Here is a 24315-nt window from a genome sequence, read left to right as displayed (position 1 = left end):
CAACTAAGCAACACCCCAACAAGGAGGCAACGATGCCCAATCTCGTCGTCGATTTCGACACGCTGCTCACCATGTCCGGCACGGACCTCGGCACTACCGATTACCGGGAAATCACCCAGCAGCAGATCAATCTCTTTGCTGACGCCACGGACGATCAGCAGTGGATCCACACCGATCCCGAGCGCGCCAAGGATGGCCCGTTCGGTGCCCCAATCGCCCACGGATTCCTCACACTGTCCCTGATCATCCCGTTCTGGGGTGAGCTTTTCGACGTCGACGGCGTCACCACCAAGGTGAACTACGGCCTGGACAAGGTCCGCTTCACCTCCCCGGTCAAGGTCGGATCAAAGGTCCGCATGCAGGGCTCGATCGCCGAGGTGACCGAGGTTAAGGGCGGGGCCCAAATCAAGGTCAACGCCACTATCGAAATCGAAGGCCAGGAACGCCCCGCCGTCGTGGCCGAATTCCTGGCCCGCTTCCATAAGTAAGCCCCTTTCAAAGAACCCACCCCTCCTCTCCCAAGGAACAGCCATGTCAGGACACACTGCACTCGCAACTGCGAGCACGGCCGCGAAGCGCAAAGAAGCGCGTACGGTCATTTTGTCCAGCTATCTGGGCAGCACCATCGAGTTCTACGACTTCCTGCTGTACGCAACGGCCGCCGCGGTGGCTTTTCCCAAGGTCTTCTTCGCAGGCACTGATGAGTGGGTTGGCGTCGTAGCCGCCTACGCTACTTTCGCTGCCGGCTATGTTGCCCGGCCTCTGGGCGGCATCATCTTCGGCCACTTCGGAGACCTGATCGGCCGCAAGGGAATGCTCATCGTCTCCATGGCGATGATGGGCATCGCCTCCACCCTGATCGGCCTGATTCCTGGTGCCAGCATCATCGGTCCGTGGGGAGCCGTGATCCTGGTGGTCCTGCGGGTGTGCCAGGGTATCGCCGTCGGTGGTGAATGGGGCGGCGCTGCGCTGATGGCGTTGGAACACTCCGATCCCAAGCGGCGCGGCTTCGCAGCATCGTTCGTCAACGCAGGCGCCCCAACGGGGGCCGTACTGGGCACATTGGTGATGGGTATCTTCTCGGCGCTTCCGCAGGACGCGTTCCTGGCATGGGGTTGGCGAGTGCCATTCCTGCTGTCCTTCGTGCTGCTGATCGTCGGCATGTTCGTGAGGCTGCGGGTCTCTGAGAGCCCCATCTTTGCTGAGGCCGTGGCCAAGGAGGGCGCCCAAAGCACCAAACGCAAGATTCCGCTGTTGGAAGTGCTGCGTCGCCCCAAGGCCCTCATCATGATCATGTTCGCGGGTGCCGCCGGCTTCGGCCTCCAAGTTGTGCTGCCGACCTTCTCGGTCACTTATGCTGTCTCCAAGGGCGCGCCGCAGCAAGGCGTTCTATACGCGTTCGCGGGAGCCTCCGCCATCTCCATCCTGTTCGTGCTCCTCGGCGGCAGAATGTCCGACCGCTTCGGACGCAGGCCAATCATGGTCACAGGGTTGACACTGTTTATCCTTTACCTGTTCCCCATGTTCGGAATGCTCAGCTCCGGCAATATCGCCTTGATCTTCCTGGCTTTTACGGTGGCACTCATTCTGCACTCGTCCCTGTACGGGCCACTTGCAGCATTCGTCTCCGAGCAGTTCGGTACCACCAACAGATACACCGGCGCGGCCGTCGGGTATCAGTTGGCGACCTTGATCGGCGCGGGTTTCACCCCGGGCATCGTGGCTGGCCTTTACAAGGATTCCGCCCAGAACATTCTCCCCGTGGTGGTCTTCCTCTCCGTCATGTCGCTGGTCTCGATTGTGTTCATCCTGCTAACGCGGGAATCTAGGAACAACGACCTCACCTCGGTCAGTTAGGAGTACCGCACCATGGACAACAACGGAGTCGGATCCTGGCCGCACCGTCGCCGTGCCAAGTCGGGTCCCAAAACGGCCTTGGTTTCCGGGGATCGCATCCTGAGTTACACGGAGCTCGCTGATCGCACTGATTACCTCGCCAACGCACTGAAGGACAGAGGTGTGGTCATGGGGGACAGGGTGGCCTACCTCGGTGAGAACCATTCATCGTTTGTTGAGACCTTCTTCGCTTGCGGGCTGCTCGGTGCGATTTTCGTCCCGCTGAACACCCGCCTCGCCGCCCCGGAGCTGCAGTTCCAACTTCAGGACTCAGGTGCACGCGTCCTGATCAGCGCCGAGGCGCTTGAAGCGGTAGCCGCTGCCTCGGTGGAGGACACCGCTGTGACCCACCGGCTTGTAGTGATGCCCGACGGCGGGACACAAGGTTTCGCTGTCAAGCCGCCATCCGGCGTCGAACGTTATGACGAGGTACTTCAAGCGGCAGCCGGGACCCCGCTTGATGTAGCCGTGGGCCTGGACGACCCGGCGATGATCCTCTACACCTCCGGAACCACGGGCAAGCCCAAAGGCGCACTCCTCACGCACGGGAACATCACGTGGAACTGTTTCAACACTGTGGTGGACATGGACCTGAACAGGAACGACGTCGCTCTGATGATTTCACCACTGTTCCACGTGGCCTCCCTGGATATGGGCCTGCTGCCGATGCTGCTCAAAGGTGCCACAGTGGTGCTCGAAACCAAGTTCGATGCCGGCCGCGTCCTCAAGCTGATCGGGCAGCACAAGGTCACCACGCTCAATGGCGTGCCCACCACATTCCAGATGCTCTGCGACCATCCGGAATGGTCGACGGCGGACCTCACCTCCCTGGACAAGCTCACGTGCGGAGGGTCTGCTGTCCCGCAGCGCGTGTTGGACGCGTATGAGCAGCGGGGCATTGGATTCACGAGTTGCTACGGCATGACCGAGACTGCCCCGGGCGCCACGATGCTCCCAGCGTCGAGGTCCAGGGAGAAAGCCGGTTCCGCAGGACTGCCGCACTTCTTTACCGACGTACGGATTGCAGACCCGATAGGTGGGCTCGCTCTTCCCGGCGCAGTTGGGGAGATTCAGATTTCCGGCCCAAACGTCATCAGGGAGTATTGGAACAGGCCTGAAGCCACCGCTGATAGTTACTCTGATTCGGTGTGGTTCCGGTCCGGGGACATGGGCTTCCGGGACGATGAAGGTTTCTTGTTCGTCTCGGACCGCATTAAGGACATGATCATTTCCGGGGGCGAGAACATCTATCCGGCCGAAGTGGAAGCTGCGATCGCGGAACTCCCGGAGGTGGGAAGTGTTGCCGTCATTGGGGTTGTCGACCACAAATGGGGCGAGGTTCCCCGCGCCATCGTGACACTGCTGGAAGGCGCTTCCCTGACCGAGGAACAGCTGCGCTCACATTTGGAAGGCCGGCTCGCCCGCTACAAGATCCCCAAGTCCGTGGTTTTCGTTGAGGAAATGCCGCGGACTGCCAGTGGGAAGATCCGCAAGGTGGAACTGAGGAAGCAGTTCGCGTCCTGACCCCCGTTTGTTCTCTCACGTCCTGCGGTGTTTTGGCGGTTGTTCTCTCACGTCCTGCGGTGTTTTGGCGGTTGTTCTCTCATGTCCTGTGGTGTTTTGGCGGTTGTTCTCTCACGTCCTGCGGGTGACAGAGATCCTCAGCAGGTGACTCCAACTGGCCAGAAATCTTCAAGCCTGAGGTACGACGACGACGCTTGCCAGGGCCGCCGTCGAACCTCAATGGGAGTTAGGTGAGAGAACGTTCGCCCGAAAGCGTTGGTATGTGAGAAAACGTTGGCCCGAAAGCGTTGGTATGTGAGAGAAGGTGGGCGCAAAAGGGTTGGTATGTGAGAGAGGGATTGGGCCGACATAATCCGTCAACGGACTAAATCCCGGTTAATTTTGTCCATCGACCTGCATAAATACCTCGGAGAGCACTACGATGAGCAACGACTCTTCACTGAGTTTGGTCTCATTGCATTATTCACACCTAACCCCGGGGGAACACCTTGAGTTACCAGCAACAGCCACAGCAAACCCAGCCGTATGGCGCACAGACCGGCGAACCGCCGCTGTGGGCTCCCTACTATGGCGCACCCATTGGCGCCGCTGTAAAGCGTTTCTTCAAGAAGTACACCGCCTTCACTGGCCGCGCGAGCCGCAGCGAATACTGGTGGGTGGCCCTCGCTTTGGGTGTCATCGGCCTCGTCCTGCAGATCCTTACCGGCATTCTTGGGGCAGCAGGTTCTACCACCTCAGCAAACGGAACGGCAGTTCCCGGCCCGGGCGCAGTTGTAGGACTTATCTTGATCTTTGCGTTCTACCTGGCGGTCCTCATTCCGTCCATTTCGTTGCTGGTTCGTCGTCTGCACGATGGCAACTTCAGCGGATGGCTCGCATTGCTCGGCCTCATTCCGTTCGTCGGTGGACTCGCCGTTCTGGTTTTCGCGCTCCTGCCGTCCAACCCGGCCGGCCAGCGCTTCGACCAGCCCAGCGCTGTCTAGCATTTCACGCACTACGTAAAAGGGGCGGCACGCGAAGTGCCGCCCCTTTTTACGTGCCCGGCGAACCACTCCATGGAATGCTGTGGAGTGATGCGGACCGATCCCCAACGACGAGGAGTTCCCATGCCCGGTGATACCAATCCGAAAAACATCAAACGATGCGCCGTTATTGGCGGCGGGATCATCGGTGTGGCGGTGGCTCGGGAATTGGCCAACAAACTCGACGGCGTCCAGGTCACGGTTTACGAGAAGGAAGACCAGCTCGCCAAGCACCAGACCGGCCACAACTCCGGCGTAGTCCACGCGGGCCTGTACTACGAGCCCGGCGGGCTGAAGGCAACGCTCTGCCGCCGGGGAGTTGCCCTGCTTCAGGAATTCTGCGCCGCCAAGGATCTCCCGTACGAGGCCTGCGGCAAGTTGGTGATCGCCCAGACCCCCGAAGAATCGAAGCGATTGGAGAACATCTTCGCGCGGGCAACGGCCAATGGGGTGCCGGGCGCACGCATGCTGAGCGGCGACCAAATACGCGAGGTGGAGCCGAACGCCGTCGGGCTTTCTGCTTTGCACTCGCCGGAAACGGCAATCGTGGACTACACGGCCATCACCAAGGCGCTCGCCGACGACGTCCGTGACGCAGGCGGGCAGATCCGGCTTGGGCAGGAAGTCACCTCGCTGGAACAGCAGGGGAGCGGCGTCGTGGTCCGCACGAAGGATGGAGGCGAACACTACGATCTTGTGGTGGCCTGCGCCGGCCTTCAATCGGACCGGTTGGCGAAAGCGACTGGAGAGCCTGCAACGCCGCGCATCGTTCCCTTCTTTGGGCAGTACTTCCTCCTCGGGAAGGAGACCCGCGCAAAAGTCAGGGGCTTGATTTATCCGGTGCCGGACCCCAAACATCCGTTCCTTGGCGTGCACTTGACCAAAAGGATCGACGGCGAAATGATGCTGGGCCCCAACGCATTCATCTCCTTCGGACGCGAGGCCTATTCCTGGAAGGACATCGATGTGCGCGATGTCCTGAATTACACCCTGTTTCCAGGCTTCTGGAATTTTGCCCGCCAGAATGTGCCATCGGCTGTCCGCGAATTCCAGACCGTGGTCAGCAGGAAGAAGTTCATTAAGGAGGCCGTACGCTTTGTTCCGTCGTTGGAGGGTGCCACTATTCTTCCCGGCACGCGAGGCGTCCGCGCACAGGCCATGAACGCTGACGGTTCCCTGGTGGATGATTTTGTGATTTCACGACGCCGGGACACGGTTTTGGTGCGGAACGCACCCTCACCGGGGGCAACGTCGTCGATGGCGATCGCGGAGTACATCGTGCAGCAGGCTCTGCAGGACCAGGTGCAGCAAGCTCTGCGGGACCAAGTGCGGAAAAAGGGGAAGTTAACACGCCCGTGACGCTGCAGAAACCGGCCCCACATGACTGCTGGATACCTTTGCCGCATGAAAGCATCCTGGGTGGCTGAACAAGGCGCGAAGATCGGCTCCAAGATCGGCCAATGGATTGAGGCCGCCTACGTCCTGGATTGTGTGGAACCGGCAAACGACCCCGGCGGCCAGGGGGGTCACGGGCGGCCCGCCGATTGGACGTGGTTGCCTGCGCTTAGCGGGGTTACGGTTGCCAGTGCGCAGGCCATTCAATCCCACTCGGGAATGGCCCGCCGTAACCCCTGAAGGTTGGCTTGAAAGCTGCTGAATGTTGTTTTGGGCACACTTTTCGTCTAACGCGGATGCTATGCCCTAAACTGCTTCACTGAGGTGCCTGAAATGGCACTATGCAGCAACGAAAGCGAACCCAATGGCTACTGATTACGACGCGCCCCGCAAGACAGAAGAAGAGACTCCCGCGGACTCGCTTGAGGCTCTTCAGGCGTCCCGCGGCACCGGTGCCCAGACTGCAGTCATCGACCTCGACGAAAACGACACCGCGGAAGGCATCGACCTCCCAGGCGCCGATCTTTCCGGTGAAGAACTGACCGTTGTGGTGGTACCTGAACAGTCTGACGAATTCACGTGTTCTTCCTGCTTCCTGGTCCGCCACCGGTCCCAGGTTGCCTTGGAAAAGAACGGCCTTAAGTACTGCAAGGACTGCGAAGGCTAACCCCAGGCACTGCAAAACGTTCGAGCCCCGTCAGGCCAGAGAATGGTCGGATGGGGCTTTTGCGTGTCCGCGGCTCTTTGTAACGCCCAGGTATCGTTATCTTCGGTTACGAACCTACGCATGAAGACCCTCAACAGAGTCCCTGAATCGGCCTAAATGTCCCCTTCCATGACTCTCCTGTGACCACCCCGGAGTCGTTTTAACGGTTGTGCGCCGAAGCGGCCACAACCCATCCAAACCACCCAATGCGCTCCTACTGTTGAAGTATCAACTTCGCCTGAAGGGGGCACAAAAAATGAGGAAATTTGGAGCGGGTTTGGCCGCAGTCCTTGCAGCTGCCGGACTCGGTCTGGTGGCACCGGGGCCAGCCTCGGCATCACCATATTGCGGGATCATGTGGGGCTCGCTGGCCAAGGCCGACCCCGATATGAGCGCCGCCAACGTCACCAACGTCCGAACGGGCCAGCAGCCCTGTTACGACCGCTTGGTGATCGACATGACCGGCAAGGTGGCCGGCTATTCAGTGCAGTATGTCCCGGTGGTGGTTCAGGATGCCACGGGCTATCCAATCCCCGTGCTCGGTGATGCTGACCTGCAGGTTGTTGTGACAGCGCCTTCATACAACCAGAACGGCCAACTGACGTACGCTCCGGCTGCCAAGGCGGAGTTGTCCAACGTTTCCGGGTATGAGACGTTCCGGCAGGTGGTTTACGCGGGCAGCTTCGAAGGCACCACGAGCATCGGTTTGGGTGTCCGTGCCCGGCTTCCGTTCCGCGTCTTCACTTTGGACGGGCCCGACGGCGGTTCGCGCCTTGTGGTGGACGTCGCCCACCGTTGGTGATTGGTTAGCTGGCTAACGCGAGAACGCGGGAAAGCGGCCAGTTCGTCCGGAGATTTCCGGCGAACTGACCGCTTTCCCACGTCTTCGCGTTGAGGACCTACTCGGGGACCACCAGGGCAGGGGTGTCCTTGCGGATGGTCTCTCCGCGGAAGAAGCCGGGACGGACGCGGGACATGATCAGCATGAACACCGCACCCAGGGCAAGGATTCCGATGCCGAGCACGAACACGAGCCCCACTCCGAAGATTTCCGAGCCACTTCCAAACTCCGGGGCCCAGCTGTCCACCGCGGTCTGCAGGAAGACAACGAACAGGCCGACCCCACCCAGCAGCGGGCAGAGGAGACGCAGGAAGAAGTTGCGGGCACTGGAGAACACGCTGTTCCGGAAATACCAAACACAGGCGATGGCCGTGAGCCCGTAGTAGAAGCAGATCATCAAGCCAAGGGCCAGGATGGTGTCGTTGAGGACGTTCTCACTGATCACGTGCATCACGGCGTAGAAGCCGGCGGACAGGACACCGGCCGCGACGGTGGCGAAGCCCGGCGTCGAGAACTTCTTGCTCATGTGGCTGAAGCGCTCGGGCAGGGCGCCGTAGTGCGCCATGGCCAGCAGGCTGCGCGACGGCGAGGTGAACGTGGACTGCAGCGATGCGGCCGAGCTCGACAGGACCGCGAGGGACATGAGGATCGCGAACGGACCCATGACCGGTGACGCGAGGGCCGTGAACACGTTGGCGTGGTTTTCCTCGTTGTTCAGGCCGATTCCAGTGTCTCCGACGCCTGCGAACATCATGGTGGCGATGGTGACCAGCAGGTAGATGCCCAGCACGATGACGGCGGTCAGGGTGCCTGCGAGGCCGGCGGTCTTCTTACCGTTGGCGGTTTCCTCGTTCACTGTGAGGCATACGTCCCAGCCCCAGTAGACGAAGATCGACAGGGAGATGCCGGCCGCGATCTGGCCGAAGGTCTCGATCTTGGTGACGTCGAACCAGTCCCAGCTGAACGGAATGGCGGTCTCGGAGGTGGACCAGTTGGCGAACGCCATGGCCACGAAGAGGCCCAGGACCAGCAGCTGGAAGCCCACCAGCCCGTACTGGACGATCTTGGTGGTGTGCAGGCCGCGGTAGCTCACCCACACGGCCAAGGCAACGAAGACGAAGCAGGTGGCAACGTTCAGCACCTTGTTCGAGGCGAGGTCCGCGAGCTCGGGGGAGCCCGTAACCTGTGCCAGGAAGAGATAGAAGAAGTCCACTGCGACGCCTGCCAGGTTGGACAGGACGATGATGTTGGCCGCGAGCAGGCCCCAGCCACCCATCCAGCCCACCCAAGGACCGAATGCTTTGGTGACCCACGTGAAGGTGGTGCCGCTGTCCGGGGAATCTGCATTGAGTTCCCGGTATGCCAGTGACACCAGGATCATCGGAATGAACCCGATAAGGAAGATCACGGGCAGTTGCAGCCCGGCTTCGTTGACGGTTGGACCGAGCGCGCTGGTAAGCGTATACGCCGGGGCGATGGTTGAAATGCCAAGAACGACGACGGCGAGGAGCCCCAACTGCCCCGTCTTCAGTCCCTTGCCGCTGATCTCGTGCGACTTGCCGGCCGGGCTGCTGCCTGAGGCCGTGCTACGGATTGTCTGGCTCATGAAAGGCCCTTTCTAGATGGCCGTAGGCTGCTGCTGCGTAATGCAGTGGATACCGCCGCCCCGGGCAAAGAGTTCCCGCGCGTCAACACTGACTACGCGGCGTCCGGGATAGGCGTCGGCGAGGATGCGGAGTGCTTTCTCGTCCATGGGGTCATTGAAACTGCATGCGATGACCCCTCCGTTGACCACGAGGTGGTTGATGTAGCTGTAGTCCACATACCCTTCGTCGTCGGTAAGGGTTTCCGGGGCGGGAACTTCGATGATGTTCCAGTCCCGGCCTGCTGCGTCATGGGTGGTGCGCAGGAAGTTGATGATTTCCCGGGAGACGTTGTAGTCCGGGTGTTCGGGGTTCTGCTGGGAGTGGACCAGCAGCGTGCCGGGGCTCGGGATCGCTGCCACAATGTCCACGTGGCCGCGGGTGCCGAATTTCTCCGAGTCCCGGGTGAGGCCGCGGGGCAGCCAGATCACATGGGTGGCGCCAATGGTGCGGGCCAGTTCCCCTTCGATGTCCGCCTTGGTCAGGCCGGGGTTGCGGCCTTGGTCAAGCTGTACGGTCTCGGTGACCAGGACTGTGCCTTCGCCATCAACCTGGATGCCGCCACCTTCGTTGACGATGCCTGAGGGGATGTGGTGGGCATCGGCGCGAGCGCTGATCTCCGCTGCGATGAGGGAGTCCTTGTCCCATGTGGCCCAATCCTGGCCACCCCAACCGTTGAAGATCCAGTCCACGGCACCCAGCTGCTTGTTGGCATCAAGCACGAAGGACGGCCCGATGTCGCGCATCCAGGCATCGTTGAGTTCAGCGGTCAGTACCTCGACGCGAGGGTCCAGGTAACGCGCGGCGGTGTCCACGTCGTCGGGGTGTACCACCATGGTGACCGGCTCGAACTCAAGGATGGCGTTGGCAACGGCAGCCCACGTGGACCGCGCTGCGTGAGCTTCTTCCGCGGTGTCACCCAAGGTGTAGCCACCAGTGGGGAAGGCCATCCAGACGCGGTCCTGGGGAGCGGTCTCGGACGGCATCCGCCAGGCGCTCATGCGGACACAGCCTGGTATGGGGTGGCCTCGGCTGTGGAGCCGAGCGGGGCGTTGGGGTTCACGGGTTCCGTGAGGCGGCCGTACGTTTCCGGGCGGCGGGTGGCCAGGAACGGGAAGAGCGTGAGCCAATCCTTGCGCTGGTCCAGGTCGAGATCGGCCACCAGGACGGCGGATTCGTCGCGGGGTGCCTGGACCAGGATGCGGCCGTACGGATCCGAGATGAAGGATGAACCGTAGAAGTTCAGGGTGCCCTCGCTGCCGTAGCGGTTGGGGGCGATCATGAAGAGGCCATTGGCGATGCCGTTGCCCACGATGACCTGCTGCCAGAGCGGTTGGGTGTCGAAGTCGGGGTGGTCCGGCTCGGAACCAATGGCAGTGGGGTAGACCAGGATTTCGGCACCGCCTAGGGAGTACATACGGGCGAGCTCGGGGAACCATTCATCCCAGCAGGTGGGCATGCCAAGGCGTGCGCCGCCGAGTTCGGCAGGGGCGTGGACCGCATAGGCGTCCTCGGCGGCCGGGCCTTTGCGGAAGAACTTGTCCTCGTAGTAGCCGGCCGTGACGGGGATGTGCAGCTTGTGGGTGCGGGCCACGAGCTCGCCAGCAGGGGAGACGAGGATCGCGGTATTGAGTCCCAAGCCGTCGTCCGTGCCGTCCGGGTTTTCAGCACGCTGGTAGAGCGATGCGTGCACCGAGACGCCGTACGTCCTGGCAGCCGCTGCGGCGAACGTGAAGGTTGGGCCCGTGAGCAGGTCTTCGGTGATGTCTGAAGGGCGGATACCTGCGGCCGGGTTGTTCTCCGGCCGGGTGTCTGCAGGGTAGCGGGAGAGGGTCAGTTCAGGCAGGAAAACAACACTGGCTCCCAGCTTGGCTGCACGTTCGATTCCCTCGTTCAGTTCGGCGTGCAGGACTGCTTCATCAGCGTGCCAGCGGTGCTGAACGACGCCGACCCGCAGCGGGGTGCGGGTGGACGGCTCGGTGCGGGCCAGGGAAGTCGGGGCTTCGAGGCGGGTAATTTCAATCATGGGGCATGTACTCCGGTGAGACGACAGTCACTAAATGAATAGCGTTCATTTAGTATGGCGGTAGTCACGGCTGGATGCAAGGAGCAAAAATGAATTCCCTTCATTTCCCGCGCTCAGGAGGCACCTATCTCTTCGGCCGCGCCCTGACGTGCATGCGCTCGCCCTGCTGTCCAAAGAGGGTAAGGAGCTCCACGGGCTCCTTAGTGGCGCTGGCGAACCAGTGCGGCGTCCGCGTATCGAACTCCGCCGCCTCACCTGCTTTAAGAATGAAGTCGTTCTCACCCAGGACAAGCCGGAGTTTGCCGTTGAGGATGTACATCCAGTCATAGCCCTCATGCGATTGGGGATCGGGAACTTCCTTCCCCGTACCGCCCGGCAGGACCATCTTGAACGCCTGGATTCCCCCTGCTCGTCGCGTCAGCGGCAAGGCTGTGCCCCACTCGTGCACGTGCGGCTTGAGGTGAATCCGCGGATCACCGGTTTCCGGGGCGTCGATGAGTTCTTCGAGGGGGATCTGGTGAAGCCGGGCAATGGGCAGGAGCAATTCGAGCGTGGGCTTCCGTTGCCCCGACTCCAACCTTGAGAGTGTGCTGACCGAAATGCCCGTGGCCGCCGAGGCCTCCGACAGGGTCACATTGCGTTGGGTCCGCAGCGCCCGCAGGCGAGGGCCGATGGCGTCGAGCATTTTGCTGAAATCCGGAGTCATGGCTTCAGTTTGCCATACCAGCAAAATTTGTTGCTGATTCCAGGGTCTTCGTTTGAGCATTGAATCAGGCCGTTATGAGGCCCGCTTTGCGCCCCAAAACCTGGAAATAGCGCGCAGATCAGGCCTCGCAACAAAGCGAACAGGAGGCAAAAATGAAACAACAGTACGACGTCGTCATTGTGGGAGGTGGCGCAGCTGGGTTAAGTGCCGCGGTCACGCTGGGTAGGGCGTTGCGGTCCGTGCTGGTCATCGACGCCGGGGAGCCACGGAACGCTCCTGCCGCAGGGGTGCACGGCTTCCTTTCCCGGGACGGGCTCAGCCCCAGGGAACTCTTGGCGCTTGGTCGCGCTGAAGTTTTTCTCTACGGCGGCCACATCGAATCGGGCGTGGCTGTGGCGGCGCGTTCGACGCCGGATCCCACCAACGCTTCCGAACCCGCCTTTGAGGTGGACCTGGCTGATGGTCGGACTGTCGGGGCGCGTCGGATGCTGGTGGCCACGGGCCTGACCGACATCCTGCCCGATGTTAAGGGCATCCGGCAGCGCTGGGGCAGGGACGTCCTGCACTGCCCGTACTGCCATGGTTGGGAAGTGCGGGACAAAGCAATCGGCATCCTGGGCTCCGTACCGATGGCTTTGCACCAGACCCTGCTGTTCCGGCAGTGGAGCCCCAACGTCACGCTGTTCCTGAACGACATCGTTGAACCGACTGAAGAGCAGTGGGAACAACTGGCGGCCCGGTCCATCAGCGTGGTCGAAGGCAAGGTTCAGTCATTGGAAGTCACTGACGATGTGCTGAGTGGCGTCGTCCTGGAATCCGGCGCGGTGATACCAGTTGAGGCGGTGGTGGTTGGTCCACGCATGGAGGCGCGTTCCAGGGTGCTCGAATCCCTCGGCATTGAGCCGGTGGAACACCCCCAGGGAGTGGGACTTCATTTTGAAGCGGTTGCACCAGGAGGAGCCACATCGGTGCCGGGCGTTTGGGTAGCGGGCAACGTCACCGATCCCATGGGCCAGGTAGTGGCTGCCGCGGCGGCGGGAACCATGTCCGGTGCAGTCATCAACGCGGATCTCATGATTGCTGAAACCAGGCTGGCGGTAGCGGCAGCGGCCAGCCGCGCTGAGGGCCTTGTTTCACCGTAAGTTGCATTAATTAGCAGTCGACTTACGGTCCGGGTGCGAGGACGATTAAAGAACAGCCACTAAGGAGGTTGGGTATGTGCTACTCGTACTATGAGGGCTTTGAGAGGCGCACGAAGAAGGACTCCGTGCGCACGCCTGAGATGCACAAGCCTGAGACCAGCAAGGATCAGGCACCTGAGGCCCCTGCCGAGAAGAGCCCGCAGACAGAAGGAACGTTGTGGACTTTCCTGGCTCGTCGCCGCAGGGAATTTGAGGTTTCAGAACCGAAGATCGACCGCATCCGCGAGAAGGTCTAGGCAGCGGTCTGGGCAAAGACCCTGTACAACGGGCAATTCACCACCGCGCGCGGCGGTGAATTGCCCGTTAAGCGGCGTTTCCGGCTGCCTGCTTGGGAACGTCCAGGAATTCGAGGGCGCCAGTGACCAGTGCTTCCGTGCCAAGGGCCAGTGTTGGCTGGATGATCGGGGCAAAGTAGGGCGAATGGTTCGACGGAACGTCCTCCGGGAGACGGCCCGTCGTCGCCCAGTCCTTGAAGCGGGTGGCCTCGATCCCGCCCAGGAACCAAAAGACGAGGGGCGCCCCGGCCGCCGTCGCGAGTTCCCCGACGTCTTCACTGCCTGAGACGGGGCCGGGGTCCATGATCCGCGCGGCCCCGAACCTATCGCGAAACGCTGAAGCGACCCTTCCGGCGGCCGATTCATCATTGACCGTCATCGGGAAACGCTCCTCATAGTGGAATTCGGGTTCCTTGAGGGAGCCTGAGGCAGCAGCTTCACTTCGAACGATGCGCTCGATCGAGTTCAGGACTTTCTCCCGCGTGGGCTCGCTGAAGGATCGGATGCTGAGGCCAAGGGTTGCGGTCTCGGGAATGATGTTGTTCTTTGTTCCCGAATGGATTTGCCCAACCGTAACTACTGCAGAATCGCTGGCGGCGAGTTCCCGGGACACCACTCCTTGCAGGCGCATGGTGGTTGCCGCTGCCATGAGCACTGGATCAATGGTGGTTTCAGGCCGGGAGCCGTGGCCGCCGCGTCCATGCAAAGTCACGTTGAGGGAATCCGCTGATGCCATGGCCACACCGGGACGGATGCCGAACCATCCGGCAGGAAAGGGCGCCACGTGCTGGGCGAGGACCACGTCCGGCTTGGGGACCAGGTCAAAGAGCCCATCCGCCACCATGGCCTGGGCACCGCCACCCCATTCTTCGGCTGGCTGGAAGACGGCGATCAACGTGCCCTGCCAGTCCTGCCGCTTTTCGGCCAACGCTTCCACGGCTCCGAGGAGGCAGCTGACATGCACGTCGTGCCCGCACGCATGCATGATCGGCACGTCGCGGCCTTCATGGTCGACGCCGACTGCCGCACTTGCGTAGTCCAACCCGGTGGCCTCTTTGACCGGTAACGCGTCCATATCGGCACGAAGCATCACCACAGGTCCGGGGCCATTGTCCAGGACTCCTACAACCCCCGTTTTCCCCACGCTGCGGTGGACCAGCAGCCCCAGGTCCTCAAGGTGTCCGCTGATGATCCCGGCTGTCCTGCCCTCTTGGAAGGAAAGCTCCGGGTTTGCGTGGAGGTCACGGTAGAGGGCTTCAAGGTCAATGCTCATGGGGAATTTTCCTTAACAGGTCGACGCCGCAGGTCTGGCCAGTGTATCGACGTCATCAGACAACGACGGCGACCCACACCTTTGCGCTTCAGGGCAAACTTGGTTGCATGGAATCTTCACAAGAGATCACTACCCAACGCTCAACGGTCGAGGATTGGACCAAGGCTCTGGCAGAGTCCAGCGGATCACCTGGTGGAGGCGCAGGAACAGGTGTAATGCTGGCCATTGCCGCATCCCTGGCTTCCATGGTTGCTGGTTATACGGAGGCGCCCGGGCAGCAGTTGGCCGATCTTCACGCCCGGGCCCGCTCCCTCCGCGAAACCGCCCTGAAGCTGGCTGACGACGACGCAACGGCGTCAAAGGCTTTCGGTGCGGCCTTCCGGCTTGATCCTGGCCCGGACCGGGAGCAGGCAATCCACCGGGCATCCGTCGATGCTGCCAAGGCGTCCGCGGTCCTCGGGGACCATGCCATCGAAGCCATCGAGGACCTGGGATGGCTTGCTGCCAACGGGAACCCGGCGCTCATTGCTGATGTGGTGGTGGGGTTCGGAGCCCTCAGGGCGGCGATCGCAGGAGCCCGGACCAACGTGAGCTTTGATCTCGGGTCGCTCAGATCCGCAGGCGCGTCGCTTGATGAGATCAAGGAAAAGCACCCTGAATTGTGGGCAACGGTAGGGCGGCTCAGCGATGCCCTGGACCGCATTGACCAGCTGGTGGCCGCCATAGATGGCAAGGCTGCACCTACGGACGGCCACTGATTCCCGCGGCGCCTACTGCGCTTTGGGAACCCGCCGGAGCACGACGGCGGCAAGCACTGCCGCGCAAGCCATCAGTACCAGCCCAATCGCCGCAGTGATGTGGACGCCGGATTCGAAGGCTACCCGGGCGGCGGCTGTCAGGGCATCCGATAGCGGAGCGGGTAGTGCCGAAGCAGCATCCACGGCGCCGGCCAGCGTTTCTCCCGATTTCCCGGCCGCTTGCGTGGACAAGCCCTCCGGGATGACGAGGTTGTGCTGGTAGGACGCGGTGAGGATCGAGCCCAGCACGGCCGTTCCCAGGAGCGAACCAAGCTCGTAGCCTGTCTCGGAAATTGCGGACGCCGCTCCGGATTTGTCGGCCGGCACCGAGCCGAGGATGAGGTCGTTGGAGATGGTTTCCGCTGCGCCTACGCCGACGGCGAGGACAGTCAAGGCTGACAACAGGAACACAGGTCCGCTGCCGTGATCACCCACAGCTACCACCAAATAGCCCGCCGCGCTGAGGGTAAGGCCGCCGGCCACAACGAATCCTGGCCGGATGCGCTTTACCAGCGGGACCACCACCAGGCCGGCGATGATGGTTGCCAGGAGCGCCGGAATCATTGCGATGCCCGCTTCCATGGGGGACTGGCCCTCAACAAGTTGCAGGTGCTGGGCGAAGAAGTAGATGAAGCCCGTCATGGAAAACAAGGACAGGACGTTGGCCACGATTGCGGTACTGAACACTTTGTTCCTGAACAAAGAGACGTCCAGCATGGGACTCTGGATCCGCCGCTGGCGCCGGACAAACAGAACGCCCATCACCAGGCCGAAGACCATGAAGGCCGCTGCCGACGCCCCGAATCCGTGAACAGCGAATTCCTTGATGCCGTACACGAACGGAGCCATGGTGATCACGGACAGCGCGATGCTGGGCACGTCCACACGGCCAGGATTGGCGTCCTTGGATTCGGGAATGAGGACCCTGCCGAAAGCGAGGAGGGGCAGGAGCAAGAAGGTCGCCACCAGGAAGACGGCACCCCACCAGAAGTGTTCCACCAGCCAGCCACCAAAGATCGGGCCAAGGGCGGCGCCGCCAGAGAATCCGGCAGCCCATACGGCGATCGCGAGCCGCCGGCGGTTCGGATCAGCAAAGATGTTCCGGATCAAGGACAACGTTGAAGGCATCAACATCGCGCCGAACACGCCAAGTGCGGCGCGGCCGGCAATCAGCCATTCCGCGGAAGGTGCGAACGCCGTAGCAGCCGAAACCGCCGCGAAGCCTGTGCTGCCGATCAGCAGCAGCCGCCGTCGTCCGATCCTGTCGCCAAGGTTGCCCATGGAAACGAGCAGCGCCGCCAACACGAGCGGGTAGGCGTCAATGATCCACAGCAGTTGCACGCCACCTACATCCAGGGAGCGGGCAATTTCGGGCAGGGCGAAGGTGAGCGCGGTGTTGTCTACGGCCACCAGCAGCACCGGGAACATCAGGAGTGCCAGGGCCGTCCAATCGCGCCACGGTGCCGTCTGACCCATCAGGGAATGAGCGGAACGGGGTGCTTGGGTTGAGGACGGCGTGAACATGGCACCAACTATACCGTCCAGACGGTATAGTTTCAAATTCAACACCATCAAACGCCGTAGGGAATGATGTAGTCATGCCACGAAAACCAGTTGCCCGGGATGCGGTCCTGGATGCCTACGAAGCCCTCCTTATCGAGGTGGGGGAGCGGGCTGCCACGCTTGACGCCGTCGCAAAGCGGGCAGGTGTCTCCAAGGGTGGACTGCTTTACCACTTCCCCAACAAGGAATCGCTGATCAGCGCCCTGCTGGAGCGCTTGGATGAGTTGGCCCAGGCAGACATCGAAAAAATGAAGACTGCGCCCGATGGCAGCGCTGCTTACTTCATTCGGACCTCGCTGTGGGCCGGGACCCCCATGGACCGGGCGTTCGTCGCGGCTACACGGCTGGCAGAAGTTGCCCATGAAGAGACCCGGCTACGGTTCAGCGGAATCCAGCAGCAGTGGCTGGACGTCCTGGCCGAGGATGTGGGTCCGGAGGTAGCCAAAGCCGTCAGTTATATGGGTGACGGCCTGTATTTCAATGCCATGTTCGAGGGTGGCCAGGAAGGCGGCAAGCCCGGGCGGGAGGTCGACGTCGAGATCCTGCTGGGAGTCCTGGACCGGCTCCGCAAGTAGCGGGTCGCCCATTTGCGGCGACGCCTCCGACGTAGGACAATTGAGTCTTGTGGTGCGTCTTTACAGAGGCACGCAAACAATAGAATATGCCTTTGATCTGCGGCGGGAGAGTCCTGCAAGCAAGTGATGCGGGCGCCGTAGGAGCAAACCCTCCCCAGGAATCTCTCAGGCCCACGCACCGCCGCGGCGAGGCAACTCTGGAAAGTAGCAGGCCTTTTGCTGCGCCCTTTGGCGCGGAAGAAATGCTGTGCTCACCGACGGTGCAAGCGATCGTTGTGCAAGCAACACGCGGAAACTCTCAGGTCCAATACAGAGCGGGGAGGAACCCAGCCGCTGTGGCGTACCCAAACGCCGCCCAAGTAATGGAGTTCCTTCGTGACGGTTAGTTCAGCCTCCACCACCTTCGTCGATCGGCATATTGGCGCCCGCCGCCAGGCCGACATTGACACCATGCTCAAGACGGTCGGCTACGACACCGTTGATTCGCTGGTTGATACGGCCGTTCCCAACGACATCCGCCAAGACGTTGCCCTCACCCTCGAAAACGCGCTCAGCGAAGTTGAGGTCCTGGCCGAGCTGCGCAAGCTTGCGTCCAAGAACAAGACCGCCGTCCAGATGATCGGCCAGGGCTACTACGACACCGTCACGCCGCCGGTTATCCGCAGGAACATCCTCGAATCCCCGGCCTGGTACACCGCATACACGCCTTACCAGCCGGAAATCTCGCAGGGCCGCCTGGAAGCTCTGCTGAACTTCCAGACCATGGTCCAGGACCTCGTGGGCCTGCCGATCGCCAACGCCTCCCTGCTGGACGAAGCGACGGCTGTGGCAGAGGCCGTGCTCATGATGCGCCGGGCCAACAAGAACAAGGCAGCCCATGACGGGAAGACCGTCCTCGACGCCGACTGCCTCCCCCAGACCATCGCTATCGTGAAGGGCCGCGCTGAGGCGCTCGGTTTCGAAGTTGAGGTCGCCGACCTTTCGCTCGGCCTCCCGGAAGGCGCCATCAACGGCGTCGTCCTGCAGCAGCCCGGCGTTTCCGGCCGCGTGTTCGATCACTCCGCCGTCATCGCTGACGCCAAGGAACGCGGTGCACTGGTCACGGTCGCAGCAGACCTTCTCTCCCTGACGCTCATTACCCCTCCGGGCGAGCAAGGTGCGGACATCGCCGTCGGTTCCGCCCAGCGTCTCGGTGTTCCGCTGTTCTTCGGTGGCCCCCACGCTGCGTACATGGCCGTCCAGAAGGGTCTCGAGCGTTCGATGCCTGGCCGTCTGGTGGGCGTTTCCAAGGACGACGCCGGTGTCCCCGCCTACCGCTTGGCGCTGCAGACCCGCGAGCAGCACATCCGCCGCGAGAAGGCCACGTCCAACATCTGCACCGCGCAGGCGTTGCTGGCCATCGTCGCCTCCATGTACGCCGTCTACCACGGACCCGAAGGCCTGAAGGCAATCGCAGAAACCGCCCACGGTCACGCCCGCACCCTTGCAGCGTCACTGAAGGCTGCCGGCGTCGAGGTCCTTCACACATCCTTCTTTGACACCATTACAGTCCGCGTTCCTGGCAAGGCTGCCGAGGTTGTAGCTGCTGCCGAGGCCAAGGGCATCAACCTGCGCGGCATTGACGCTGATCTGGTGGGCATTTCTGTTGACGAGACCACTACATCAGAGGTTGTTCGCAGCGTCCTGGATGTCTTCGGCGCTAACGTGCTTGAGTCCGCAGAAGGTTTCGCGCTTGAGGCTTCCATTGAGCGCTCGAGCGACTTCATGCAGCACCCGGTGTTCAACACGCACCGCTCCGAAACCCAGCTCCTGCGCTACATCCGCAAGCTCTCGGACCGTGACCTTGCACTGGATCGCACCATGATTCCGTTGGGTTCCTGCACCATGAAGCTCAATGCCACGGCCGAGATGGAAGCCATTTCCTGGCCCGAGTTCGCCTCGATCCATCCGTTCGCTCCGGATTCCCAGACAGAGGGCTGGCGTGAACTGATCACCGATCTTGAGTCCCAGCTGACTGAGATCACCGGCTACGATCAGGTCTCCATCCAGCCGAACGCCGGTTCGCAGGGTGAGCTCGCCGGCCTCCTCGCGATCCGCGGTTATCACCTGTCCCGCGGCGACGAGCAGCGCAACGTGTGCCTGATTCCTGCTTCTGCGCACGGCACCAACGCTGCTTCCGCAGTGCTGGCCGGTATGAAAGTTGTTGTGGTGGCCACCGCTCCCGATGGCACCATCGATCACGTTGACCTCAAGGCCAAGATCGAAGCAAACAGGGACGCCCTCTCGGCCATCATGATCACCTACCCGTCCACGCACGGCGTGTACGACGCCGACGTCCGGGAAGTGTGCGACGCTATCCACGAAGCCGGCGGCCAGGTCTACATCGATGGCGCCAACCTCAACGCACTCGTTGGGCTCGCGCAGCCGGGCAAGTTCGGCGGCGACGTATCGCACCTGAACCTGCACAAGACGTTCTGCATCCCGCACGGTGGTGGCGGACCCGGTGTTGGTCCGGTCGCGGCCAAGGCACACCTGGCGCCGTTCATGCCTGGTGACGCTGCTTCGTGGACCGAAGGCAATGACGTCCCGATTTCGGCCTCCCGTTTCGGTTCGGCCGGTGTGCTCCCGATTTCCTGGGCTTACGTGAAGCTCATGGGCGGCCAGGGGCTCACCGAAGCCACCAAGTCCGCCCTGCTGGCTGCGAACTACATTGCTTCCCGGCTCAACGAGCACTTCCCCGTGCTCTACACCGGCGAGGGCGGGCTCGTAGCCCACGAGTGCATCCTGGACCTCCGTGAACTGACTGCCCGCACAGGCGTTACAGCTGAAGATGTTGCCAAGCGCCTCATCGACTTCGGCTTCCACGCTCCCACGCTGGCGTTCCCGGTTGCCGGAACCCTTATGGTGGAGCCCACAGAGTCTGAGGACCTCGTGGAGATCGACCGTTTCATCGAAGCCATGATCACCATCCGCGCCGAAATCGAGCAGGTCGCCACCGGCGATTTCACTGTTGAGAACTCGCCGCTGCGCAAGGCACCCCACACGGCTGCCGCCGTCGTAAGTTCTGACTGGGACCGCGCATACCCGCGTGAGCAGGCCGCGTTCCCCGTCCACCACCTCAAGCAGGACAAGTACTTCCCGCCCGTTGGCCGCATCGACGGCGCAGCAGGAGACCGCAACCTGGTCTGCTCCTGCCCTCCGATCGAAGACTTCGAAAACTAAAGGACGGTCCTGCAAATGACTGAGAACTACACTGCTCTCTACGAAGAGCACAAGAAACTGGGCGCGTCCTTCACGGATTTCGGCGGCTGGCAGATGCCCCTTAAGTACTCCTCCGAGTTGGCCGAGCACCACGCCGTCCGCAAGTCCGCCGGCCTGTTCGACCTCTCCCACATGGGCGAAGTCTGGGTCACCGGACCGGACGCGGCGGCGTTCCTGGACTATGCGCTGGTAGGCAAAATTTCCGCCATGGCCGAGGGCAAGGCCAAGTACTCGCTGATCTGCCAGGAAGACGGCGGCATCATCGACGACCTCATCACCTACCGTCGTGGCACCGACAAATTCCTGGTGGTTCCGAACGCCGGAAACGCTGCGGTTGTGGCTGCGGCCCTGCTGGAGCGCGCAGCTGGTTTTGACGTGGTTGTTGAAGACGCCTCTTCCGAGACGTCGCTCATCGCTGTCCAGGGTCCGCGCGCCGAAGCCATACTGCTGCGCCTTGTGCCCGCAGAGCAGCACGCGCTGGTCACCGAACTGAAGTACTACGCCGCTGTTGAGGTGCCGTTCACGTTCGACGGCGGCACTCAGGACCTGCTGCTCGCCCGCACCGGGTACACCGGTGAAGATGGCTTCGAGATCTTTGTGTCCAACGACTCCGCTGCTGCCCTGTGGCAGGCCATCGCCGACGTCGCTGAAGAAGGCGAGTTGACCCCCGCAGGCCTGGCTTCCCGCGACTCCCTGCGCCTGGAAGCAGGCATGCCGCTCTACGGCAACGAACTGTCCCGCGAAGGAAACCCGTTCGCCGCAGGACTCGGTCCCGTCGTCGCACTTTCCAAAGAAGGCGACTTCGTCGGCAAGGACGCACTCGCTGCCCTCAAGGCTGACGGCGCCGGCTCCACCAGCGGACGCAGGCTTGTGGGCCTCAAGGGCCTGGGCCGCCGCGCTGGTCGTGGTCATTACCCGGTCCTCAAGGATGGTGCAGTGGTAGGCGAAGTCACCTCCGGCCAGCCCAGCCCGACGCTTGGTTACCCGGTAGCGTTGGCCTACGTCGACGTCGAGCATTCAGAGCTTGGAACTGCGTTGGACATTGACCTGCGGGGCAAGTCTGAGCCGTTCGAAGTTGTCGCATTGCCGTTCTACAAGCGCCAAAAGTAAGCGGGGGTCTTCGTGCCCGGCGGGGTCGCCTTTTGCCCGTCGGGTCCGCCATCCTCCGCGGGCCCGGTCGCCTAAGCGCCCGCTGGGCGGACGCGAGGCTCCCTTGGACGCCCGCTTCCGGATACCGGGCCCGACGGGGCCGCCCTGCCTGGCGCTTCGTGAACCGCTAAAGGTGCTGGGGAGTAGCCACTCGCCTCGGGTGATCTTGTCGTGCCGGCCTCCCCACCCAGCCACAGTTTTTGATCAACCACAGTAAGGAAACAGAATGCCCAAAGTAGCGCCCGAACTTCAGTACTCCGACGAGCACGAGTGGGTTTCCCGCGGGGAGGGGAACCTGGTGTCCGTCGGGATTTCCGAGGTCGCCACCGACGCGCTGGGTGACATCGTGTACGTTGACCTGCCCGAGGTTGGCTCCGCCGTTACTGCAGGTGAGACCTGTGGCGAGGTTGAGTCCACGAAGAGCGTGTCGGACCTCTACTCGCCGGTCACTGGTGAGGTCACTGAGATCAACGACGCCGTCGTGGGCGACCCGGCCCTGATCAACAACGACCCCTACGGCGCTGGTTGGCTGTTCAAGGTCGCCGCTGAGTCCGAGGGCCCGCTGCTTTCGGCCGAGGAGTACGCCTCCAAGAATGGCGGAGACCTCTCGTAGGGTCAGTGGTTGGCCCGTCGGGGCCGACGTCCTCCGCGTGTTCGGTCGCGAAGACGCCCGCTGGGCGGACGTGACGCTCCCTTGGACGCACGCTTCCGGACGCCGGTCCCAAGGGGCCCGTTCCCGCAGCCGATGAGGTATTGCCAGTCCGTTTCGTGGGGTTGCTGCCGGAGATGCCGTGCGCACGGCATGTTCGGCAGGGGAGCCCCGAAATGGCCGCTGGAGTCCGCGGAGGACGTTGGCTCGAAGCGCCCATACAGCGCCCACTGTGGCGTAGCGTGGCATTGTAGAACTGAATAAAATTGCGACGCCGGGTTGCCGCCTTTGGGGGCCATCCGGCGTCGTGCTTCGGTCGCCTGCCGCCATAAGCGGGGGCGGCCCTCCGGCAGGACCATCTGCCGGACCGTTTTCAAGCTTTGTTAAGGGATCCCGACCATGGCTGTTGGTGTTTTCGATCTGTTCACTGTGGGTATTGGCCCGTCGAGTTCGCATACTGTGGGGCCGATGCGGGCCGCTGCGGTGTTCGCTGGTGAGCTCAAGGGCGCCGGTGTCCTGGGCTCGGTCGCGTCGCTGAGGGTTGATCTGTATGGCTCTTTGGCTGCGACTGGCCGTGGGCACGGGACCATGACTGCGACCCTGTTGGGCCTTGAGGGTTACCACCCGGATTTGATCCTGCCCGATGAGGTGGAGGAGCGGCTGGCCTCGATCGCTGAGACAGGTGTCCTGAATCTGGCCGGTGCATCCGGCGAAGGCGTAGAGCTGCCGTATGCGGTGGAGGATATGGTCCTGCATCCGTTGACGGTGTTGCCGCGGCATACGAACGGGATGAAGTTTGCCGTGGCTGATGCCGGGGGGAACGTGCTGCGGGAGGCGACGTTCTTCTCGGTTGGTGGCGGGTTCATCGTCCGGGAGGGCGAGGAAGACGCGGCGCGGGCGGAGTTGGAGGAGACGAAGGCGGAGTTGCCGTTGCCGTTCCGGACGGCTGCCGAGTTGCTGGGCCGGTGCTCCTCCAAGGGCCTGGGGATCAGCGACATCATGTTCATCAACGAACGCGCGTCACGGTCTGAGGAGGAGATCCGGGAGGGTCTTTTGCATATCTGGCACGTGATGGAGGCGTGTGTTGAGACGTCGTTGAAGCGTGAGGGTGTGTTGCCCGGGGGGTTGAGGGTCCGTCGTCGTGCTCCTGATTGGTTGGAGCGGTTGTTGAAGGAAGACAAGGACCGCAACGATCCGAAGTATTGGCAGGAGTGGGTGAACCTGATCGCGTTGGCGGTCAATGAGGAGAACGCTACGGGCGGGCGGGTGGTCACGGCGCCGACGAACGGTGCGGCGGGGATCATTCCGGCGGTGTTGTATTACGCGTTGAATTATGCCCCGGGCATGGACAAGGCGTCCCAGGCCGACAAGGACGATGTGGTGGTGAAGTTCCTGCTCGCCGCGGGTGCTGTGGGTGTGTTGTATAAGGAGCAGGCGTCCATTTCCGGGGCTGAGGTGGGCTGCCAGGGCGAGGTGGGCTCGGCGTCGTCGATGGCTGCTGCCGGTCTTGCTGAGGTGATGGGTGGTACGCCGGGGCAGGTGGAGAACGCGGCGGAGATCGCGATGGAACACAATCTGGGGTTGACGTGTGATCCGATCGGGGGGTTGGTGCAGATTCCGTGTATTGAGCGGAACGCGATCGCGGCGGCGAAGGCGATCAACGCGGCGAAGATGGCGTTGTGGGGTGACGGGACGCACCGGGTGTCGCTGGATGAGGTGATCGTGACCATGCGCGAGACCGGCAAGGACATGTCCTCCAAGTACAAGGAAACCGCGATGGGCGGCCTGGCCGTGAACGTCGTCGAATGCTGA

At 62.3% G+C, this 24315-nt stretch carries 22 protein-coding genes and 1 riboswitch; of the genes, 16 read left to right on the top strand and 6 right to left on the bottom strand.

Annotated elements, in window-relative coordinates:
- Nucleotides 1-32: 32 nt before the first annotated feature.
- The 8 genes from ABIE18_RS16220 (at nt 33) to ABIE18_RS16185 (ending at nt 7345) form a co-directional block, all read left to right on the top strand.
- Nucleotides 33-488, top strand: a complete 456-nt coding sequence (locus ABIE18_RS16220; protein WP_499723678.1) for a MaoC family dehydratase — start codon at nt 33-35, stop codon at nt 486-488.
- A 43-nt stretch (nt 489-531) separates the two neighbouring features.
- Nucleotides 532-1857, top strand: coding sequence for an MFS transporter (locus tag ABIE18_RS16215; RefSeq protein ID WP_477516642.1), 1326 nt, complete (start codon nt 532-534; stop codon nt 1855-1857).
- A gap of 12 nt (nt 1858-1869) precedes the next feature.
- Nucleotides 1870-3420 (top strand): acyl-CoA synthetase, encoded by a 1551-nt coding sequence (locus ABIE18_RS16210; protein ID WP_499723677.1) that lies wholly within the window; start codon nt 1870-1872, stop codon nt 3418-3420.
- 488 nt (nt 3421-3908) lie between these two features.
- Entirely contained in the window at nt 3909-4403 is a 495-nt protein-coding gene (locus ABIE18_RS16205) for a DUF805 domain-containing protein (protein WP_477516640.1), read from the top strand.
- Between the two features lie 123 nt (nt 4404-4526).
- On the top strand, nt 4527-5801 hold the full coding sequence (lhgD, locus tag ABIE18_RS16200) for an L-2-hydroxyglutarate dehydrogenase (protein ID WP_499723676.1): 1275 nt from the start codon (nt 4527-4529) through the stop codon (nt 5799-5801).
- Nucleotides 5802-5846: 45 nt separating this feature from the next.
- Complete coding sequence (locus ABIE18_RS16195; protein WP_499723675.1) at nt 5847-6077, top strand: hypothetical protein; 231 nt, start codon at nt 5847-5849, stop codon at nt 6075-6077.
- Between the two features lie 124 nt (nt 6078-6201).
- A complete protein-coding gene (locus tag ABIE18_RS16190; protein ID WP_431118510.1) occupies nt 6202-6504 on the top strand; it encodes a DUF4193 domain-containing protein in 303 nt (100 codons plus the stop codon).
- 295 nt (nt 6505-6799) lie between these two features.
- Nucleotides 6800-7345, top strand: a complete 546-nt coding sequence (locus tag ABIE18_RS16185) for an AMIN-like domain-containing (lipo)protein (protein WP_477516637.1) — start codon at nt 6800-6802, stop codon at nt 7343-7345.
- A 97-nt stretch (nt 7346-7442) separates the two neighbouring features.
- On the opposite strand, the gene ABIE18_RS16180 is transcribed toward ABIE18_RS16185, so the two are convergent.
- The 4 genes from ABIE18_RS16180 to ABIE18_RS16165 form a co-directional block, all read right to left on the bottom strand.
- Nucleotides 7443-8990 (bottom strand): APC family permease, encoded by a 1548-nt coding sequence (locus ABIE18_RS16180; RefSeq protein WP_499723674.1) that lies wholly within the window; start codon nt 8988-8990, stop codon nt 7443-7445.
- 12 nt (nt 8991-9002) lie between these two features.
- Nucleotides 9003-10028 (bottom strand): agmatine deiminase family protein, encoded by a 1026-nt coding sequence (locus tag ABIE18_RS16175; protein WP_499723673.1) that lies wholly within the window; start codon nt 10026-10028, stop codon nt 9003-9005.
- Nucleotides 10025-11053, bottom strand: coding sequence for a nitrilase-related carbon-nitrogen hydrolase (locus tag ABIE18_RS16170; RefSeq protein WP_499723672.1), 1029 nt, complete (start codon nt 11051-11053; stop codon nt 10025-10027). The genes ABIE18_RS16175 and ABIE18_RS16170 overlap by 4 nt, the downstream gene beginning before the upstream one ends.
- A gap of 124 nt (nt 11054-11177) precedes the next feature.
- Nucleotides 11178-11759, bottom strand: a complete 582-nt coding sequence (locus ABIE18_RS16165) for a helix-turn-helix domain-containing protein (protein WP_499723671.1) — start codon at nt 11757-11759, stop codon at nt 11178-11180.
- A 152-nt stretch (nt 11760-11911) separates the two neighbouring features.
- On the opposite strand from ABIE18_RS16165, the gene ABIE18_RS16160 reads away from it, so the two are divergent.
- Together ABIE18_RS16160 and ABIE18_RS16155 are read left to right on the top strand one after the other, a co-directional pair.
- Nucleotides 11912-12901 (top strand): NAD(P)/FAD-dependent oxidoreductase, encoded by a 990-nt coding sequence (locus tag ABIE18_RS16160; protein ID WP_499723670.1) that lies wholly within the window; start codon nt 11912-11914, stop codon nt 12899-12901.
- A 74-nt stretch (nt 12902-12975) separates the two neighbouring features.
- The gene (locus ABIE18_RS16155) at nt 12976-13197 is read left to right on the top strand and encodes a hypothetical protein (RefSeq protein ID WP_499723669.1); all 222 of its coding nucleotides are present in this window, start codon (nt 12976-12978) and stop codon (nt 13195-13197) included.
- Nucleotides 13198-13264: 67 nt separating this feature from the next.
- Here the strand turns inward: ABIE18_RS16155 and ABIE18_RS16150 are convergent, their stop codons facing one another.
- Nucleotides 13265-14509 carry an amidohydrolase gene (locus ABIE18_RS16150; RefSeq protein WP_499723668.1) on the bottom strand — a complete coding sequence of 415 codons (1245 nt, stop codon included), beginning with the start codon at nt 14507-14509 and terminating at the stop codon, nt 13265-13267.
- A gap of 107 nt (nt 14510-14616) precedes the next feature.
- Here ABIE18_RS16150 and ABIE18_RS16145 point away from each other — a divergent pair, with 107 nt between their 5' ends.
- Nucleotides 14617-15267, top strand: a complete 651-nt coding sequence (locus ABIE18_RS16145) for a cyclodeaminase/cyclohydrolase family protein (RefSeq protein WP_499723667.1) — start codon at nt 14617-14619, stop codon at nt 15265-15267.
- Between the two features lie 12 nt (nt 15268-15279).
- Here the strand turns inward: ABIE18_RS16145 and ABIE18_RS16140 are convergent, their stop codons facing one another.
- Nucleotides 15280-16830 carry an MFS transporter gene (locus ABIE18_RS16140; protein ID WP_499723666.1) on the bottom strand — a complete coding sequence of 517 codons (1551 nt, stop codon included), beginning with the start codon at nt 16828-16830 and terminating at the stop codon, nt 15280-15282.
- Between the two features lie 74 nt (nt 16831-16904).
- Here ABIE18_RS16140 and ABIE18_RS16135 point away from each other — a divergent pair, with 74 nt between their 5' ends.
- The 5 genes from ABIE18_RS16135 (at nt 16905) to ABIE18_RS16115 (ending at nt 24315) form a co-directional block, all read left to right on the top strand.
- Complete coding sequence (locus tag ABIE18_RS16135) at nt 16905-17444, top strand: TetR/AcrR family transcriptional regulator (protein ID WP_499723665.1); 540 nt, start codon at nt 16905-16907, stop codon at nt 17442-17444.
- Nucleotides 17445-17537: 93 nt separating this feature from the next.
- A riboswitch (glycine riboswitch) is annotated at nt 17538-17635 on the top strand.
- Between the two features lie 184 nt (nt 17636-17819).
- On the top strand, nt 17820-20666 hold the full coding sequence (gcvP, locus tag ABIE18_RS16130) for an aminomethyl-transferring glycine dehydrogenase (protein WP_499723664.1): 2847 nt from the start codon (nt 17820-17822) through the stop codon (nt 20664-20666).
- Nucleotides 20667-20681: 15 nt separating this feature from the next.
- Nucleotides 20682-21815, top strand: a complete 1134-nt coding sequence (gene gcvT, locus ABIE18_RS16125) for a glycine cleavage system aminomethyltransferase GcvT (RefSeq protein ID WP_499723663.1) — start codon at nt 20682-20684, stop codon at nt 21813-21815.
- A 265-nt stretch (nt 21816-22080) separates the two neighbouring features.
- Entirely contained in the window at nt 22081-22467 is a 387-nt protein-coding gene (gene gcvH, locus ABIE18_RS16120; protein ID WP_477518056.1) for a glycine cleavage system protein GcvH, read from the top strand.
- Nucleotides 22468-22902: 435 nt separating this feature from the next.
- Complete coding sequence (locus ABIE18_RS16115; RefSeq protein ID WP_499723662.1) at nt 22903-24315, top strand: L-serine ammonia-lyase; 1413 nt, start codon at nt 22903-22905, stop codon at nt 24313-24315.

The sequence above is a fragment of the Arthrobacter sp. 2762 genome, from assembly GCF_040548745.1.
GTDB lineage: Bacteria > Actinomycetota > Actinomycetes > Actinomycetales > Micrococcaceae > Arthrobacter.
This window is presented reverse-complemented; position numbering and strand designations above follow the sequence as displayed.